This window comes from Deinococcus puniceus (assembly GCF_001644565.1).
In the GTDB taxonomy this organism is placed as follows: Bacteria; Deinococcota; Deinococci; order Deinococcales; family Deinococcaceae; genus Deinococcus; species Deinococcus puniceus.
Genome location: NZ_CP011387.1, coordinates 808,487 through 824,570 on the forward strand (window position 1 = coordinate 808,487; position 16,084 = coordinate 824,570).

The following is a 16,084-nucleotide window of genomic DNA, read 5'->3' on the forward strand; positions in this document are numbered from 1 at the left end:
GGATCGTGGTCAGGTCTTTTCCTACAGTCCACGATCCACGATCCGCCGTGCCGTTAGACTGCCCGCATGCTCCTCACCATCATCGTTCTGGATTCCGTGGGCGTGGGCGAATTGCCCGATGCCGCCAGCTTTGGCGACGTGGGCGCACACACCCTGAATCACACGCTGGCCGCCGCGCCTGTTCACTTGCCCAATTTGGCTGGGCTGGGACTGGGCCACATTCCCACCGTTGCTACCAGTCCGCAGACCATCCCCGCCGAGACTGTTGTACAGGGCGCTTATGGCCGAATGCTGGAAGTCAGCCCCGGCAAGGACACCAGCACCGGGCACTGGGAATTTATGGGCGTGCAGCTTGAACACGCTTTCCAGATCTTCCCCGACGGCTTTCCGCCCGCCGTGATGGACGCCTTCAACGCCGCCACCGGGCGCGGGCACCTGTGCAACAAGCCGTACAGTGGCACCGACGTGATCCGCGATTACGGCGAGGAACACCGCCGCACCGGGAATCCCATCGTGTATACCAGCGGCGACAGCGTGTTTCAAATTGCCGCGCATGAAGACGTGGTGCCGCTGGAAACGCTGTATGAGTGGTGCCGTGCCGCCCGTGAGATTTTGCAGGGGCCGTATGCAGTGGCCCGCGTGATCGCGCGGCCTTTCCGGGGCGAGCATCCCTTCGAGCGGGCAGGCGAACACCGTAAAGACTTCAGTCTGTTGCCGCCGCCGACCGTGCTGGACAGCCTGAAGGCCGCTGGGCAGGCCGTCATCGGCATCGGCAAAATCCCCGACATCTACGCGCATCAGGGCTTTACCGAAGAGATTCACACCGACGACAACCCCGATGGCATCCGCAAAACGCTGGCCCGCATGAAACAGGCCACAGAAGAAGGCACGTCTGGCCTGATCTACACCAATCTGGTGGACTTCGACGCCAAATACGGCCACCGCCGCGATCCTGCCGGATACAGCGCCTGTCTGGGCGATTTCGACGCCGCGCTGCCCGACATTCTGGCCGCCGTACCCGCAGACGGCGCACTGGTCATCATTTCCGATCACGGGAACGACCCCACGTGGCGCGGCACCGACCATACCCGCGAATACGGCATGCTGCTGGCCTACCGCCCCGGCATAGGCGCAGTGAATCTGGGCGAGCGGGCCACGTTTGCCGATGTGGGGGCCACCGCCGCACACGCGCTGGGCGCTGGTTGGGACGGGCCGGGTGAGAGCTTTTGGACGCAGATCGCATAAACGATCCGGGCCAAGAGCCTTTCCAGATCGGGGCTGAATCGTTCGCCCTGACGCTAACGTTGGGCGGGCGCTACGCCGGAGAGCAGACGTGGACGGTTCACCCCGAACGCAGCGCCCTGATCGCCCGCGTAGAAACCAACTTCGGCGGCGTGCTGCCCGAAGTGCGGCGTGTGCAGAGCAGCCGAATGCACGCCCGCACTTTTGCCAGCCACAGCTACAGCGAGGGCGATGGGCGCGGCAAACCCAGTTTCGAAACGACCTTTGACCGCAAAAGCGGCGTGTTGACGCTGAGGCAGGGCAAAGACGAGGTCACGGCCCCGCTGATTGGCGACCACCATGACCCGGTGAGCTTACTGCTGTGGCTGCGCGGCCAACACGGGCAGGACGTCCCGCCCCAACGGCTGACCGGGGGCCGGGTGCATGTGCAGACCCTTCACCCGGCGCAGGGCAGCGACGTGAACGGTACGCCCGCGCATGTGTATCTGCTGCGCCCCGGCCACGCTTACGTGTACGTGGAGCAAGACGCGCCTCACCGCCTGCTGCGCCTGATTCAGCCCACCGATTTTGGCCCAGTCGAAGCCAATTTGCCCCAAGCGAGGCGGCAGGCCCAGCCGGAACGTCGGCGGCGGCGGGCGGGGTAGAGGCGTCTGAGAGTGTGGTGTCTAAGGGACTAAAGGTCTAGGGTCTAAGGTGCTGGGGCGGTAGGGTTTTGGGTGGTGTGGAAGGGCATTTGCGTTGCTCATTGATCCACCCTCCTGCCTAGTTCTGCAATGCCTCAGCTCTCTGCCTGTCTTTCCCACGATCCACCCCCGCCCGCCGCCGCCGTACATCTGGACCTTAGACCCTCAGACCCCTAGACCTCCGCAGGAGCAACCATGCAAGTCCTTCAAGGCCCCGACGCCCGCGCCGCCCTGACCCGCACCTTCAACGATATTCCTGTGCCTGACAGTGTTCTGGCCCGCATAGCAAGCACGTTTGGCGAGGCGCTGACGCCCACGCAAGTCGTGGAGCGAATCATTGCCGATGTGCGGGCACGCGGCGACGATGCCCTGCGCGACTGGACAGAACGGCTGGACGGGGTGCGCCCCGAACACTTGGAAGTGAGTGCCGAGGAACTGGCCGACGCGACGGTAGACGCCGACCTCCACGCTGCAATTCGGCTGGCGATTGCCCGCGTGCGTGCCTTCTATATGCAGCAGCCCGCGCACGGCTTCCTCAACCACGATGAAGGCGGGGCACTGGGCCAACTGATTCGCCCGCTAGGACGGGTGGGCGTGTACGTGCCGGGGGGCCTCGCGCCGCTGATCAGCACCCTGATTCATACCGCTGTGCCCGCGCAGGTGGCAGGCGTGCCCGAAATCGTGATTGCCACGCCGCCTGCCGCGGGCGGCCAGATTCACCCGGCCATTCTGGTGGCCGCCCGCGAATTGGGCCTGACCCGGATTGTGCGTGTGGGCGGCGCTCAGGCGATTGCGGCTCTGGCATATGGCACGGCCACCTTGCCCGCTGTAGACAAGATTGCTGGCCCCGGCAACCTCTTCGTGGTGATTGCCAAGCGGTTGGTGTACGGCCAGACCGGAATAGAAAGCCTGCCGGGGCCGACGGAGACGCTGGTGGTGGCCGACGACAGCGCCGACGCCCGCTACGTGGCCGCCGATCTGCTGGCACAGGCCGAACACAATGGCGCGGAACCCGTGTTGGTGTCCACCAGCCGTGACCTTCTTATTCGGGTACAGGCCGAACTGGGCGGCCAACTGGAGAACCTGCCCGAACCCAACCGCACTTGGGCGCGGGATAGCGTGCAGGCCCGCATGAAGGTCATTTTGGCCGCCGACCTGCACGAAGCTCTCGACCTCGCCAACCTGTACGCCCCCGAACACCTCTGTCTGCTGACCCGCGACCCGTGGAGCCTGCTGGGGCGCGTGCAGCGGGCGGGTGGCGTGTTTATCGGGGAAGCGAGCATGGAAGCCTTGGGTGACTATGTGGCAGGCCCCAGCCACGTTATGCCGACTGGCGGCACGGCCCGCTTCATGAGTCCGGTCAATGTGCGCGACTTTCAAAACATCATCAGCGTGATCGGCGTAAACGAGGCCACCCTGCACCGCATCGGCCCCGCCGCCGCCTTACTTGCCCGCGCCGAAGGGCTGGAAGCACACGCACGGGCTATTGAAAGCAGGCTAGTGGCTGAGGAAGTTTGAAGATGGGGGACTCTAAGGGTCTAAAGGTCTAGGGTCTAAGGTGCAGATTGACGGCGGTTTTGGGTGGGTGTTGCTCTCTGCCTTCACGGGAGTAGTGAGCAAGGCGATTGCCCTTGCCCTTTCTTAAACCCTTTGACCCTCGCCCCTTAGACTCGGCCCCTTAGACCGCTGCCACACCACCCAAAACCCCCACCGTCCCACATCCTCAGACCCCGGCCCCCGCGCAGGCGTATGCTTTCCCGCGTGTCTTCCGCCGCTGCTTCCGCCCCCGCTGCCCGCCTGACTCCCGCCGTGCTGCTGGCGCTGGGCATCGTGTATGTGGTGTGGGGCAGCACCTATTTCGGCATCAAAATTGCCATTGGCAGCCTGCCGCCGCTGGGCATGTTGGGCATCCGCTTTCTGGTGGCGGGTGTCATCTTGTTCGCCTTCCTGCGCCTGCGGGGTGCGCCCATGCCCACAGCGCGGCAGTGGGGGGCGAGTGCGGTGGTGGGGCTACTGCTGCTGGGCGGCGGCACAGGCCTCGTCACGCTGGCCGAACGCGACGCCAGTTCCAGCGTGGCCGCGATGGTCATTGCCGTTTCCCCCTTGTTCGCGGCCCTGTTTGCGCGGCTGTGGGGCGAGCGTACAGGCGGGCGCGAATGGCTGGGCATCGGCGTGGGGCTGCTGGGCATTGCCCTGCTGAACGTGGGCGAATTGCAGGCCACGCCGCTGGCCGCCCTGCTGCTCATTTTGGCCCCGCTGTGCTGGACGTTCGGCAGCCAGTGGTCACGCCACCTGCCGCTGCCCCCCGGTCTGATGGGCAGCGCCGCCGAGATGGTCACGGGCGGCGTGCTGCTGTTCGGCTTCAGCCTGCTGATGGGCGAACAATGGGGCACGCCGACCTCGGCCAGCCTGTGGGCGCTGGCGTACCTGACCATTTTTGGAAGCCTCGTGGCTTACAGCGCCTACATGTATTTGGTGGCCCACACGCGGCCCGCGCTCGCCACCAGTTACGCTTACGTGAATCCGGTGGTGGCCGTGCTGCTGGGCGTGGGGCTGGGCGGAGAAACCTTGGGGGCGCTGGGCTGGGTGGCGTTGGGCGTGATTCTGGCTGGGGTGATGCTGGTGGCGTGGCCCAAGAAAATGCCTTCTCAGACAGGGCCAGAGGCCGCCGCTCCATGACCGCTCCCGATGCTGACCCGAATTCGGCCCGCCTGACCCTGCGCGAGATGGCCCCCACCGACCCCGTGAGTCTGGTGGTGCGCCGCCGCATTCTGCCGGGGCGCGAGGCTGAATACGAAACCCTGCTGACCGAGGGTGGGGCGCTGCTGGCCCGCGTGCCGGGACACCGGGGAACTGGCATTATTCGTCCACCTCCCGGCGAGCGCGAATACACCCTGATTGCCCGCTTCGACACCGTGAACGCCGCCGCCGAATGGGAACTCTCGCCCGAACGCGCCGAGTGGCTGACCCGCGTGAATGCCCTCGTAGACGGACAGGTCAGCTTTGAAAAACAACCCGGCCTAGAGTTCTGGTTCACGCCGCCCGCCGCGCCCAACCTGCGCCAACCGCCCCGCTGGAAAATGGCACTGCTCACGTTGGCCGCCCTGTATCCGGTCAGCGTGGGCCTCGGCTTGCTGCTCGCGCCCGTTGTCGGCCACTGGCCCGCGCCGCTGCGTGCCTTGCCCCAAATGGTACTGGTGGTTCCGGCCATGACGTATCTGGTGATGCCCGTGGTGACGCGCTGGGCGGCGGGGTGGCTGCGGCGGTAGGAGGCTGGGGGTTCTGGGGGCTTGGTCTAAGGGTTGAGGGGCAAAGGGTCTAAGCAAGGGCAATCGCTGGCGCTTATTTGCCCCTCTCCCTCGGGGCGTGAGGGGACATTCAGCAGCAAACCCGCCCCGCCACCTTGAACCCTAGACATTTAGACCCTTAGACAGCGCCCCTATGAAACCGGACTCGCTCCCCCTTTTCTGCCCGCCGCCCCCCGTGCTACACTCCCAGAGTTTGCCCTCTAGAGGGGGCGCAAGATCGCGGGCCGAACAGGCCTGGGCAGGGCCGCAGGCGAAAGGCAGTCGCGAGAGCAGACCGCCGGAACCCAGCGGGACAGCCAGCAGCGGTGCGGGGGCGTGAATCCTCCCGTCCGCCGCGAACGAAGGAGAGAGCAGCATGAAGCGTACCTACCAACCCAATGTCCGCAAACGGGCCAAGACCCACGGCTTCCGCGCCCGCATGAAGACCAAAGCTGGCCGCAACATCCTCGCACGCCGCCGTGCGAAGGGCCGCCAGCAACTCACCGTCGCTGACGAGTAAGCGCCTCCCCGTACAGGAAGCGTCTATCGTCACGCCCGATCAGTCCAGCGCCATGCAGGAACGGCCCCGCCGTCCGGTGGCGCTGGATTCTTTACGTGGTGACCGGGAGTTCCGTAAAGTGCGCCAGCATGGGGTGGCGGTGCGCGATCCGCTGTTTACCCTGCGCCTCACCGAGTACCGCCCCCGACACGGCGAAACGTGGCAGCCCCGCGCCATCATCGGTGTGGTTATCTCCAAAAAAACCTTGAAACGCGCTGTAGACCGCAACCGTGCCCGCCGCCGGGTGCGTGAGGCGCTGCGAACCCTGCCGGGGGGCCTGCCGCCTTGCCGGGCTATTTTGCTGCCCAATCCGGGCGTCCTCACGGCCACGTTTCCGGCGCTGCAAGCCGCCCTGATCCGGAGCCTCGCCAAAGCACCGGGCCGGGTCAAAAAAGGCGCGGGCGGGCAAAAGGGCGGGAACTCTGGCCGCCCTCAGCCCGTACCTGTCCCTGTGATCCAAGCTGTGACTCCGGGCGACCCCTCCGTATGAAGCAGGCCGCATGAAACAGACCGCGCCAACCTCTGCTCCCGCCGCCCGCGTTCCCTCTCCGGGGCTGGTGGCGCGGGGCATGGTGCGCGTGGTGCGCGGCTATCAGCGCAAGCTCTCTCCGCTGAAACCCGTACCCACTTGCCGCTTTGTACCGACCTGTTCGCAGTACGCTCTAGAGGCGATTGAACGCTTCGGGGCCGTGCGGGGCGGGTGGCTGGCCGCGTGGCGGGTCATGCGCTGCAATCCATTGGTGCCGGGCGGCTTCGACCCGGTGCCGAGTTCATTCCCGGCCCATCTCGGCTCGGCGGCCCGCACCCCTGCGGCTGACCCGGCCCATCCCACCGCTGGAAAACCCAAACCATGAAACCAAAACATCTGCTTCCGCTGACTGCCGTAGGTTTGCTGCTCCTGACCGGATGCGGTACTACTGGCCCGCTTCCTTCCTTCAACAACGCGATCAAGCCCGAATGGATCAGGGCCGATTTCGACGGCCTTCCCGGCGACGAATTTATTGCCACCAGCAACCTTCAAGACGTGGTCTTCAACGACCGGGGCGAGGTCATCGGCTGGTACGTCAAGTTGTACGCGGGCACGCCGTTCATCAAAAAAGACAGCACTGGCAAGTACGATTTCACGGCCCTGAAAGCGCAGCGCAGCATCATGAATCTGGTGGGGCAACCCAGCGTGCAGGGCGAGGGAGCCGCTGCCTTCCCCGCAGACCGCCGGGCGTTTGCGCTCACCGGTGGGCCACTTGACCCAGCCCAACCCGCCGAGGCCACCGCGCCGCAACTGACGCAGAGCCTGCCCCAGAACCGTCAGGACGCCGTGTTCCGCTACACGCAGGGCGGCGCAACCGTGACCAAAACGGTGACGCTGCGGCCCCGCTCCTTCAAGGTGGATGTAAAAACCACCGTGACGGGCGGCCCGGAGCGCGTGACCATGCTGTTCCCCGGCCTTGCCAAAGCGGCCAATCCCCGCGTGCAGGCCGTGCCTGTGGGGGGCCAACCGGCCAGCGTGCAGGGCAGCGGCACCACCACCGTGCAAAACATCCAGTACGCCGCGATTCAGGAAGTGGGCGGCACCTTCGGCCCCGGCCAGAACGCCCACGCCCTGATCGTGCGCCCGCAGGCCGGAACCAACGCCGACGCTACCCTGACTGGCGGCGCACAGTCGCTGCTCAGCGTGACCCTGCCCGCCGCCAGCACCGTGGAAGTCTTCGGTGGCCGCAACGAACTGATTCACCTGTACCAGAGCGGCTACACCACTTTGCCTGGCCTGTTCGCCCCCAATATCTTCGGTCAGATCAGCCTGTGGATCGTCAAGCTGATGGAAGCCATGTACAAGGTGCTGCCCAACTGGGGCCTCGTGCTGATCCTGCTGACCGTCCTGCTGCGCCTCGTGATGTGGCCGCTGATGCAGGCGCAGGGCCGCACCACCGCCCGGATGCAGGTCATGCAGCCCAAGATCAAGGAAGTGCAGGACAAGTACAAAGACCGCAAAGACCCCGACTCGCAGCGGGCGATGCAGCAGGAAATGCAGCAGGTCTACCGCGATTACAACTTCAATCCGGCGGGCTGCTTCAGTACCTTCGTGCCGTTCCCTGTCCTCATCGCGCTGTGGTCGACCATCCGTAACTTCGAGTTCGACAGCGGCTTCCTGTGGCTGCCTGACCTCGCCATTCCCGATCCGCTGTACATCTTGGCCCTGATCTACCTGATCGTGAACATCGGCCAGTTGTACGTGATGACCCGCAAGAACCCGGCGATGTTCCGCCAACAGGCCTTCATCTACCTTATCTTCCTGTATTTCGCCCTGACCTTCCCCGCAGGCGTGACGATCTACATTATCTTCAGCACCCTGATCGGTATTGGTCAGCAAATCCTGATCAACAAGCAAGTCGAGAAGGAAACCGCCAGCATCGGGACGACAGTGGTACAGAAAACGCCGATGCGTCCGGCCAAAGTCGCTAAGACGATAGACGCACCTAAGAAGTAAGGCAGCACGATAAAGAACCGCCCCGACAATATAGGTCGGGGCGGCGTTCTTTTGGCTGTTTCATAGAGTGGAGGGTGGATCGTAGAACGTGGAAACGGCCAGACCACGATCCACCCTCCACGATCTACGTTCCCGCGTTCAGTCCTGCCAACGCCACCCGCGCCGCCGCGAACGAGGGCCTAACCCTCAGCGCCTCGCGGTAGGCGGCTTTGGCTTTGGCGCTCTGACCCTGTGCGGCCAACGCGCGGCCCCGCCAATACAGGGCTTCTTCGTGGGCGGGGGCGTCTTGCAGCACGGCGTTTGTCAGGCGCAGCACATCGGCGGTGCGGCCCGTGCGGGTGTAGGCCTCCAGCGGCCCGAAGGAATACCAGAGCGTGCGCCAAGGCAAACCGCCCACCGTGCGCGCAGGCCGAGTGGGATCAAGCGTGGCATCGGGGCGGCTGGCAAAAGCCTGATCGTAGGCCCGCACTGCGCCGCGAGAGTCACCCAAGGCCAGCCGTGCATTGCCCACGTTCAGCCACGCAATCGCGTCATTCTTGCGGCCTGCTTCGGCCACCGCCACCCGCAAGGCTTCCCGTTTTGCCAGCACCGGATCGGCCCGGAAGCCCAGCAAGCCGCGCAACTCTTCCTCACGCTCCGGCGGCGAGACCACCAAGTACGTGCGCCCGAAGGCCCGCCACAGTTCGTCCAACTGGGCATAGGTAAAACTCAGTTTGCCCAAGTAGGAATCCAGTGCCGTGAATTTTTGTTTGGTATCGTCGTAGCCGTTGAGGATGCGGTAATGGCCCATGCCGCCGCTGTCTGCCGTCACAAACCACGTTTCCACGATCACGGGGAATCCGGCGGCCAACAGGCGCTTCAGCAGGGCGCGGCTCCCATTGACTGCCAAGTGCGTTTGCATCCCCTGCTTGCGGGCAAATGCAGCCAACTCGGGCGGCGTCACGTTCACGTCCCCGCCGTTGGGCTTTAGCACCGGCGCAATCTGATACTGCGTCAGCGTGCCGCCCCAGCGACTCAGGGCCATGCCCACCGTGACCGGGCCGCAGTTGTTCAGGCGTTGGTATTCGTGCCGGATGCTGGGCACGCTGGCAAATGGGGGCAGGGAAGAGGAGGACAGCGCAGAAGCCGCCCCCGCCAAACCGGAGCAGGTCAGCAGCAGCAAAGAGGACAGAGAGCGGAGGCTCATGCTCTCTATCGTTTCAGGTCTGGGGGGGTGGGATTGTGGGTTTTGCGAGGGTGAGGCGGGAAGATGAAACCTATTTTTCTTTTCTACCCTGTTCTTGGCCCTTATGTTTGTACACTAAGTAACGCCTCTAAATCATGCCAGCTTTTTACTTCGCTTGAACTATTCAGTTGAGCGATGAGTAACGCAGTTCAATCTACTTTGCAGGCATGTGACTTAAGATTGCCCGCTGTGTCTCACGAGCCAATGGGACATCTGCGAAAATAGCCGATTCAAACTCATAAATAAGTGCCAACATGTTTTGATTCATCTCTACCCGATTTTTGTGTGCAGCCATGCCGATTTGCTCTAACCACTGGATGCCCCACATGATCGGTAAATCTTCGTCTCCTTCGTCGCAACTACGGCGCTGGTAGCCGTCTACTGCTGAAGAAATCAGGCGCGCACAAGCATCGTCTGCGCCCTTCAACCGCCCTGAGAAGGCGCGTTGAATGAGTCGGTGTGACCTATTCAGCGTTGCTTCACTTCCTATCCAGCCTTCTGTGAGCACTAACTTGGTTATCTGTCCTAGCTCAAAATCATGGTGGTGGTGAGAATAAACGGCACATCCCACCAAGCCCTGCAAAATCATCACATTGAATGGATCGAGCCGGTAAAGCTGCGTGTACACGTCAATATCTAACGGTTTGGACTGCATAGCCCTATTCTGATTCTTGACACATCCCAAATCAGTACCCCATCACCGTCCGAATGGCCCGCGCCACCCGCAGCGCGTTCGGGCGGTACACGTCCTCGATGGCGGTAAACGGTGGGTAAGGTGCGTCATAGCCAGTCACGCGCAGGATCGGTGCGCGGAGGCTGTCTATGGCGTGTTCAGCAATGTTGGCGCTGATTTCGGAGTGAAAGCCGCCGGTGCGGGGCGCTTCAGTCACGACGACGGCGCGGCCCGTCTTCGCCACCGAATTCAGCACCGTTTCCAAGTCCATCGGCACCAGCGTTCGCAGGTCGATGACTTCTACGCCGATGCCGTGAGCGCGGGCAGCTTCGGCGGCCTTCACACTGACTTCTACCATGCCGCCGTAAGTGATGACCGTCACGTCGTCGCCTTCCGTCACCACCCGAGCTTTGCCCAGCGGAATGGTGTAATGGCCGTCTGGCACGCTTTCTTTGGTGCTGCGGTACAGCTTGATGGCTTCCAAGAAAAACACCGGATCAGGGTCTTCTATGGCGGCCAGAAGGAGGCCTTTGGCGTCGGTAGGCGTGCTGGGAATCACCACTTTCACGCCCGGCACGTGCGCCAAAATCGCTTCGGGGCTGTCGGCGTGCTGCTCTGGAGTATGCACGCCGCCGCCGTAGGGCGCACGAATGACCATCGGCAGGCTGTAGCGGCTGCGGGTGCGGTGGCGGTAACGGCCCAGATGCGACAAGATTTGATCGAGCGCCGGGTACATGAAGCCCGCGAACTGAATCTCGGCAATAGGCCGCAGCCCCGCCAGTCCCATGCCGATGCCCATGCCTACGATGCTCGCCTCGGCCAGCGGGGTATCGAACACCCGGTCTGTGCCGAACCGCGCCTGCAAGCCGTCCGAGGCGCGGAATACGCCGCCCATGACGCCCACGTCCTCGCCAAACAGGTAGGTCGTGGGGTCGCGCTCTAGGGCGATGGCGAGCGCGTCGTTGATGGCGGCCACCATCGTCCGGGTGGTGGAGGAAGTAGCGGGAGGAGTCTGGGTGGCGGTCATGCGGAAACCTCGGTTTGGAAGGTGGATCGTGGGAGGTAGATCGTGGGCTGAAAGGCAAAAGATTGGACGTTCTGGACGCTTTTTCTACGATCCACGATCCACCCTCTACGCTCGCCCCTCATTCCCCTACCTCACGCAGAATCTCGGCCCGCTGCGCCACTAGCTGCGGCGTCGGCTCGGCAAACACATGATCCAGAATCTCGGCGGGTTCGGGTTCCGGGTAGGTGTCGGCCTCGTTCAGCGCGGCTTCAAACTCCTCGGCAATCTCTTTCAGCAGGGCGGCGTCGCTCTCTTCGGTCAAAATCCCTTCGGCCAGCAGATGAAGGCGCAGGCGCGTAATCGGGTCTTTTTCGGCCCAGCCTGCGGTATCGGCGTCGGTGCGGTAGCGGGTGGGATCGTCGGCCACCGTGTGCGCGGCAATCCGGTAGGTCACGGTTTCGATCAGGGTTGGCCCCTGTCCGGCGCGGGCGCGGGCCACCGCTTCCACCGTCACCTGATAGGTCGCCAGCACATCGTTGCCGTCTACGCGCACACCGGGAATGCCGTAGCCATCGGCGCGGCGGGCCAAGTTCACGGCGCGGGTCTGGGTGCGGGTGGGCACGCTGATGGCCCAGCCGTTGTTCTGCAAAATAAAGATGCACGGCGCGTTCAGTGCGCCCGCAAAATTCAGCGCCTCGTGAAAGTCGCCCTCGCTGCTGCCCCCGTCTCCGATGTAGGCCATCGCCACATTCTTCGTTCCCTTGCGCTGCTCGGCCAAGGCTGCGCCCACCGCGTGCGGGTACTGCGTGGCAATCGGGATGTAAAAGGGCAAGACTTTCAGATTTTCCGGCATGTGCCACCCGTGCGGGCTGGTGCGCCAGTAGGCCAGCGTGCGGGCAATCGGCAGGCCCAGCGTCAGGGCCGCGCCCGTATCGCGGTAGGTCGGAAACAGCCAATCGTCAGAAGTCAGGGCCGCCGCCGTGCCCACTTGACTGCCTTCCATGCCCTTAAACGGTGGAAATACACCCAGCCGTCCCGTGCGGTACAGCACCCAGCCGCGCTCATCGAAGTGCCGGATTCGGCGCATGTGGCGGTACAGGCTCAGGCGAATCTGAGGATCGGGCAGGGCGTCGGGGTTGGGCGCGGTGCCGTCTGGCGCGAGCAACTGAAAAGGAATGTCGGTGGCGGGCGCGTGCCGGGGAAAGTCGGCCAAAGCGTCCGGCGTGGGCGCAGCAGTATCAGAGGCGGCAGTGTCGGAAGGGGAGAGGTTGGTCATAGGAACTCCTGAAAAGGGGAGAGGCAAGAAGCAGCAAACAGGCAGGCTCCGGGGCCGACTCAGGGAGCGCGGCGCTGGTTCATCAGGCGCGTGCTGGAGCTTGGGCGTGTGCTCAACACCGCCAATTCGGTCAAGTTGTGTGCCTGAACGGTCATTCCATCCCCTCTGTGACCCGGATTGCGACTGGTTGAAACGCTTGAGAGGTCTAGCCTACCAGACCTGCCTAACGCCCGTTTGGGGAGGGGTTTGTTGCGTTTGCTGGGTCTTAGGGTCTAAGGGTCAAAAGGTCTAAGCGTCTAAGAAAGTCCGTCGCTGACGCTGCCCCACGATCTGGAGTTGTCCCCGGAACAAAAGCCAAAGCCTAAGCAACCTTTTCTCAGGCCCTTAGACGCCCTTGCTTCACCGTCCACACACACCAAAAAAAACCCGCCGCCCCTGCATAGCAGGAAAGCGGCGGACTGGGTTGAAGAAGGTTTAGCGGCGGGTAATCGTTACGTCGAAGCGGTTGCCACGCTGCTTCACTTCAAGGCTGGCGGTGCCCCGGTTGCTCTTGAATTCGCTGCGGATGTGGTTCCCGGTCTGGCGGCTGCTGACCAATACGAAGCCTTCATTCCGCAGACGGTTCACGTACTCGTTGTTCACGTCGCCCAAGCTGCGGTTGCTGCTGAAGGTGGTTTTGGTGATGCCGATGCTGTAGCCGGGTTGCACAGGCTGAACCGGGACGGGGCGAACCGGAGCGGGCTGCACGGGCTGAATGGGCGCGGGACGAACCGGGGCCACGTTGCCCTGAGCGACGTTATAGAAGGCGGTAGCCGAATCCCACGTATTCTGGGGCACCGGGTTCACCACGATGCTGAGGGCCTGTGCCAAGCGCTCTGGCCCCTGCGCTGCGGGACTCACGGGCGCAAAGCTGTTCTGACCTGCCCGCACTTTGGCGATCTGGTCGATGTTCAGGGCCGTCTTGCTGGCCACTGCCAAGACCCTGTTCAGGCCGTAGGGCGCGGCAATCGTAAAGGTATAGGCGTCGCCGTTGCTGGGGAACACCTTGACCGTGTTGGCCTTCAGAAAGTTCGCGCCGCCTGCGTAGCCGTTGGGCAAAATCAGATCGACTTGGCCCTGCGGATCAATATTGAACAGGTACACATACGAATCCTGAGACACGCTGGCGTACAGGCGAATGTTCTCGCCTGGGTAGTAGTTGGGGGTCTGCGTGCCGCTGGCGTCGCGGTCTGTCCACACGCGCACATTCACCGTGGTGGGCACCGGATTCACGATGATGCTCTGGGCGCTGATCTGGGGCGCGGCCTGAACAGTGCCGAGCGTCGCGGCAGCCAGCAGGGCGCTGAGGGTCACTCCAGCAGTGAGGGTCAGTTTGTTCTTCATGCGTCTATCTTGACGGCCCCGCGTGACTTGGGCCTGACCTGCGCGCCCTTCAATCATGATGTTCTTCTCATCGGCACATCAGATGACGGGCTCTTCTCTGTCTATCTGGTATGCCAAGTGCTGCAAGCTGGACAGTAAGCAGCACACTCGAACGGCCTGTCTTCTAAACTATCCACCCGGTCAGAAAGCAATTCGGTCAAGCCACGCTCTTTTAACTGACCAGAATGTATTTACCACGTAACCAAGTTGACGTTTTTGTGTAAGCGATCCTCTAGACTGCTCAAGTGACCCGCCATGAACCCGGCCTTACCCAGATGGCCCATGTTGTGGTAAGCCGGATACGCCGCTTTCTGAATCCTCAGCTTCTGCGGCGCGGCGCGGCGGCGTTCTTGCTGACTGTTGGCGTGTTCGGGATGGGGCCGGGAGCCTTCTCCCAGAGCGTGCCTGCGTTGCCTGCATCCCGTCAGGCCGCGTCCATTCCGGCGCTACCGAGCGCCAGCCCCTCGCCGCGCAGCTTCCGGTATCTGCGCCCCGGCAAGGCCGCGCTGCCTGCTGCCAGACCCGGCGAACGGGTACTGCTGACGCTGGAAAGTCCGGGCCGCAGCCTGAAGCTGACGCGCGCACAGTTGCTGGCCTTGCCGACTATGCGCTACACCACCGAGCAGCCTCAACTCAACCGCACTTTTACCTACGAGGGCGTGCCCCTGCGCGATCTGGCGCGGCTGGGCGGCTTTGCGGGCAAAGACCTGCGCGTGTATGCCAGCAACGGTTTTATGGTCATCATCCGGGCCGGAGACTACCTGAATACCCCCATCATGTTGGCGCATACGGCAGGCAGCAAGCCCATTCCGGTGCTGCAAAAAGGCCCGCTGACCATCGTGCTTCCGGCCAATGCCACGCAGTTTCCGGCCCGGCTGTACTCGCGCTATTGGGTTTGGTACGCCGCCAAAATTTCGCCCGCCCCATGAGCCGCGCCCAGCCACCACAGGGAGGCGTGGCCCCGGCCTATGCACAGCGGGTGTCCCGCACGGTCACGGCGCGGGAAGTGCTGTTGGCGGCCCTGCCCGCCCTGCTGACTGTGCTGCTGCTGACGCTGGTCACGCGGCCTGCCTACACCAAGTTGCTGGAAAACGACAACGGCTGGTCTCCCTACGCCTATCAGGGGTTGGTGCAAGAAATTTTGAACTATCAGGTGGCCCGCCTAGACCCGGCGCAGCCTGCCGAGGAATTGCCTGATGTCCGTGACCGGGCCTTATCTAGCGCGGGGAATCCCGGCCAGTTCACTTCGTTGGCGAGGGTAGAAAGCTACGGCGACGCGAGGTTGGCGACAGTGAACCGCCTGCTTCAGGAAGACACGCCCGAATCGGTGGCGGCTGCCGGAGCCGAAGCCATTTTGCTGAATTCTCAGGCCAACAATTTTGGGCAGGAAACGGGCGTTGCGTACTTTAGAGCCTTTTCGGACATGCGCTTTGCCCTGATCGGGGCTGCCGTCGTCACGGGCCTGCTGAGTATGCTGCTGACCGTGCGGGCGCTGTGGCTGTGGCGCACCGAGCGCGAACGCCGCAGCCTGCGCGAAGCCCGCCAACGCGAGGCCCTGAATTTAGCCAGCCACGAACTACGCCGCCCGCTGCAAAAGCTGATGCTGGCCAGCGACCTGATGCGCCACGCCGATACGCCTGAACAGCGTCAACATCTACTCGCCCTGATCGAAGACAGCGCCACGCAACTGGCCAGCCGCGCCGACCTGACCCGCCTGAACGACCTGTATCTGGACGTGACCTTGAAGGTCATGCGAACCGATCTCCGCCCGCTGGTGCGCCGCGCCGCCGAAGCCGGGGGCCGCGTGACCGCTCAGGTGCCCGACGTGCCGCTGATCTGGCCTGTGGACGTGAACCGAACCCGGCAGGTCATCGAAAATCTGGTGGAAAACGCCCTGAAATACACGAACGGGCCAGTGGAACTGACGCTGGGCGAACGGAGCGGCCAACCCGAACTAGACGTGCGCGACTTTGGCCCCGGCATTGCCCCGGAACTGCGTGAACAGGTGTTTTTGCCTTACGAGCGCGGCCCAAGAGGCTTGACCGAGGGGCATGGGCTGGGGCTGTCGCTGGTGCGCCGTTACGCCCGTGCCCACGGCGGCGACGTGACCCTGCACACCCCCGAAGACGGCGCGGGAACGCTGGTGCGCGTGCGCTTCGGGACGCCGCTGCTGGCCGAGCCGGGGGCTTAGCAAGAGGGGTTGGCCACAGCAGACGGGCAGAAAAC

The 16,084-nt window shown here is 63.5% G+C and carries 16 protein-coding genes; 11 read left to right on the forward strand and 5 right to left on the reverse strand.

Annotated elements, in window-relative coordinates; genetic code table 11:
* Window positions 1-66 precede the first annotated feature (66 nt).
* The 9 genes from SU48_RS03700 (at window position 67) to yidC (ending at window position 8,256) form a co-directional block, all read left to right on the forward strand.
* Window positions 67-1,245, forward strand: a complete 1,179-nt coding sequence (locus SU48_RS03700; protein WP_064014079.1) for a phosphopentomutase — start codon at window positions 67-69, stop codon at window positions 1,243-1,245.
* Window positions 1,227-1,886: a DUF3108 domain-containing protein gene (locus tag SU48_RS03705; protein ID WP_231881668.1), complete on the forward strand. Its 660-nt coding sequence runs from the start codon at window positions 1,227-1,229 to the stop codon at window positions 1,884-1,886. Before SU48_RS03700 ends, SU48_RS03705 begins: the two co-directional genes overlap by 19 nt.
* Window positions 1,887-2,120: 234 nt before the next feature.
* The gene (hisD, locus tag SU48_RS03710) at window positions 2,121-3,443 is read left to right on the forward strand and encodes a histidinol dehydrogenase (RefSeq protein ID WP_064014080.1); all 1,323 of its coding nucleotides are present in this window, start codon (window positions 2,121-2,123) and stop codon (window positions 3,441-3,443) included.
* 231 nt (window positions 3,444-3,674) lie between these two features.
* Window positions 3,675-4,604, forward strand: coding sequence for a drug/metabolite exporter YedA (yedA, locus tag SU48_RS03715; RefSeq protein WP_064014081.1), 930 nt, complete (start codon window positions 3,675-3,677; stop codon window positions 4,602-4,604).
* Window positions 4,601-5,194, forward strand: coding sequence for an antibiotic biosynthesis monooxygenase (locus SU48_RS03720; RefSeq protein ID WP_064014082.1), 594 nt, complete (start codon window positions 4,601-4,603; stop codon window positions 5,192-5,194). Before yedA ends, SU48_RS03720 begins: the two co-directional genes overlap by 4 nt.
* A 394-nt stretch (window positions 5,195-5,588) precedes the next feature.
* On the forward strand, window positions 5,589-5,732 hold the full coding sequence (rpmH, locus tag SU48_RS03725; RefSeq protein WP_019010814.1) for a 50S ribosomal protein L34: 144 nt from the start codon (window positions 5,589-5,591) through the stop codon (window positions 5,730-5,732).
* Window positions 5,733-5,784: 52 nt separating this feature from the next.
* Entirely contained in the window at window positions 5,785-6,261 is a 477-nt protein-coding gene (gene rnpA, locus SU48_RS03730; protein ID WP_064014083.1) for a ribonuclease P protein component, read from the forward strand.
* Between the two features lie 10 nt (window positions 6,262-6,271).
* On the forward strand, window positions 6,272-6,625 hold the full coding sequence (gene yidD / locus SU48_RS03735) for a membrane protein insertion efficiency factor YidD (RefSeq protein WP_456236269.1): 354 nt from the start codon (window positions 6,272-6,274) through the stop codon (window positions 6,623-6,625).
* Window positions 6,622-8,256, forward strand: coding sequence for a membrane protein insertase YidC (gene yidC / locus SU48_RS03740; RefSeq protein WP_064014084.1), 1,635 nt, complete (start codon window positions 6,622-6,624; stop codon window positions 8,254-8,256). Before yidD ends, yidC begins: the two co-directional genes overlap by 4 nt.
* Window positions 8,257-8,380: 124 nt before the next feature.
* On the opposite strand, the gene SU48_RS03745 is transcribed toward yidC, so the two are convergent.
* The 5 genes from SU48_RS03745 to SU48_RS03765 all read right to left on the reverse strand — a co-directional run bounded on the left by SU48_RS03745 (window position 8,381) and on the right by SU48_RS03765 (window position 13,819).
* Window positions 8,381-9,442, reverse strand: coding sequence for a C39 family peptidase (locus SU48_RS03745; RefSeq protein ID WP_082869650.1), 1,062 nt, complete (start codon window positions 9,440-9,442; stop codon window positions 8,381-8,383).
* 193 nt (window positions 9,443-9,635) lie between these two features.
* Window positions 9,636-10,136: a hypothetical protein gene (locus SU48_RS03750; protein WP_064014085.1), complete on the reverse strand. Its 501-nt coding sequence runs from the start codon at window positions 10,134-10,136 to the stop codon at window positions 9,636-9,638.
* A gap of 31 nt (window positions 10,137-10,167) precedes the next feature.
* Window positions 10,168-11,181, reverse strand: coding sequence for an alpha-ketoacid dehydrogenase subunit beta (locus tag SU48_RS03755; RefSeq protein WP_064014086.1), 1,014 nt, complete (start codon window positions 11,179-11,181; stop codon window positions 10,168-10,170).
* A 118-nt stretch (window positions 11,182-11,299) separates the two neighbouring features.
* Window positions 11,300-12,436, reverse strand: a complete 1,137-nt coding sequence (gene pdhA, locus SU48_RS03760) for a pyruvate dehydrogenase (acetyl-transferring) E1 component subunit alpha (RefSeq protein WP_064014087.1) — start codon at window positions 12,434-12,436, stop codon at window positions 11,300-11,302.
* Between the two features lie 474 nt (window positions 12,437-12,910).
* Window positions 12,911-13,819: a DUF4384 domain-containing protein gene (locus SU48_RS03765; protein ID WP_064014088.1), complete on the reverse strand. Its 909-nt coding sequence runs from the start codon at window positions 13,817-13,819 to the stop codon at window positions 12,911-12,913.
* Between the two features lie 284 nt (window positions 13,820-14,103).
* Here SU48_RS03765 and SU48_RS03770 point away from each other — a divergent pair, with 284 nt between their 5' ends.
* A complete protein-coding gene (locus SU48_RS03770) occupies window positions 14,104-14,787 on the forward strand; it encodes a hypothetical protein (protein WP_231881669.1) in 684 nt (227 codons plus the stop codon).
* Window positions 14,788-14,813: 26 nt separating this feature from the next.
* Window positions 14,814-16,049, forward strand: coding sequence for a sensor histidine kinase (locus SU48_RS03775; RefSeq protein ID WP_231881670.1), 1,236 nt, complete (start codon window positions 14,814-14,816; stop codon window positions 16,047-16,049).
* Window positions 16,050-16,084 lie beyond the last annotated feature (35 nt).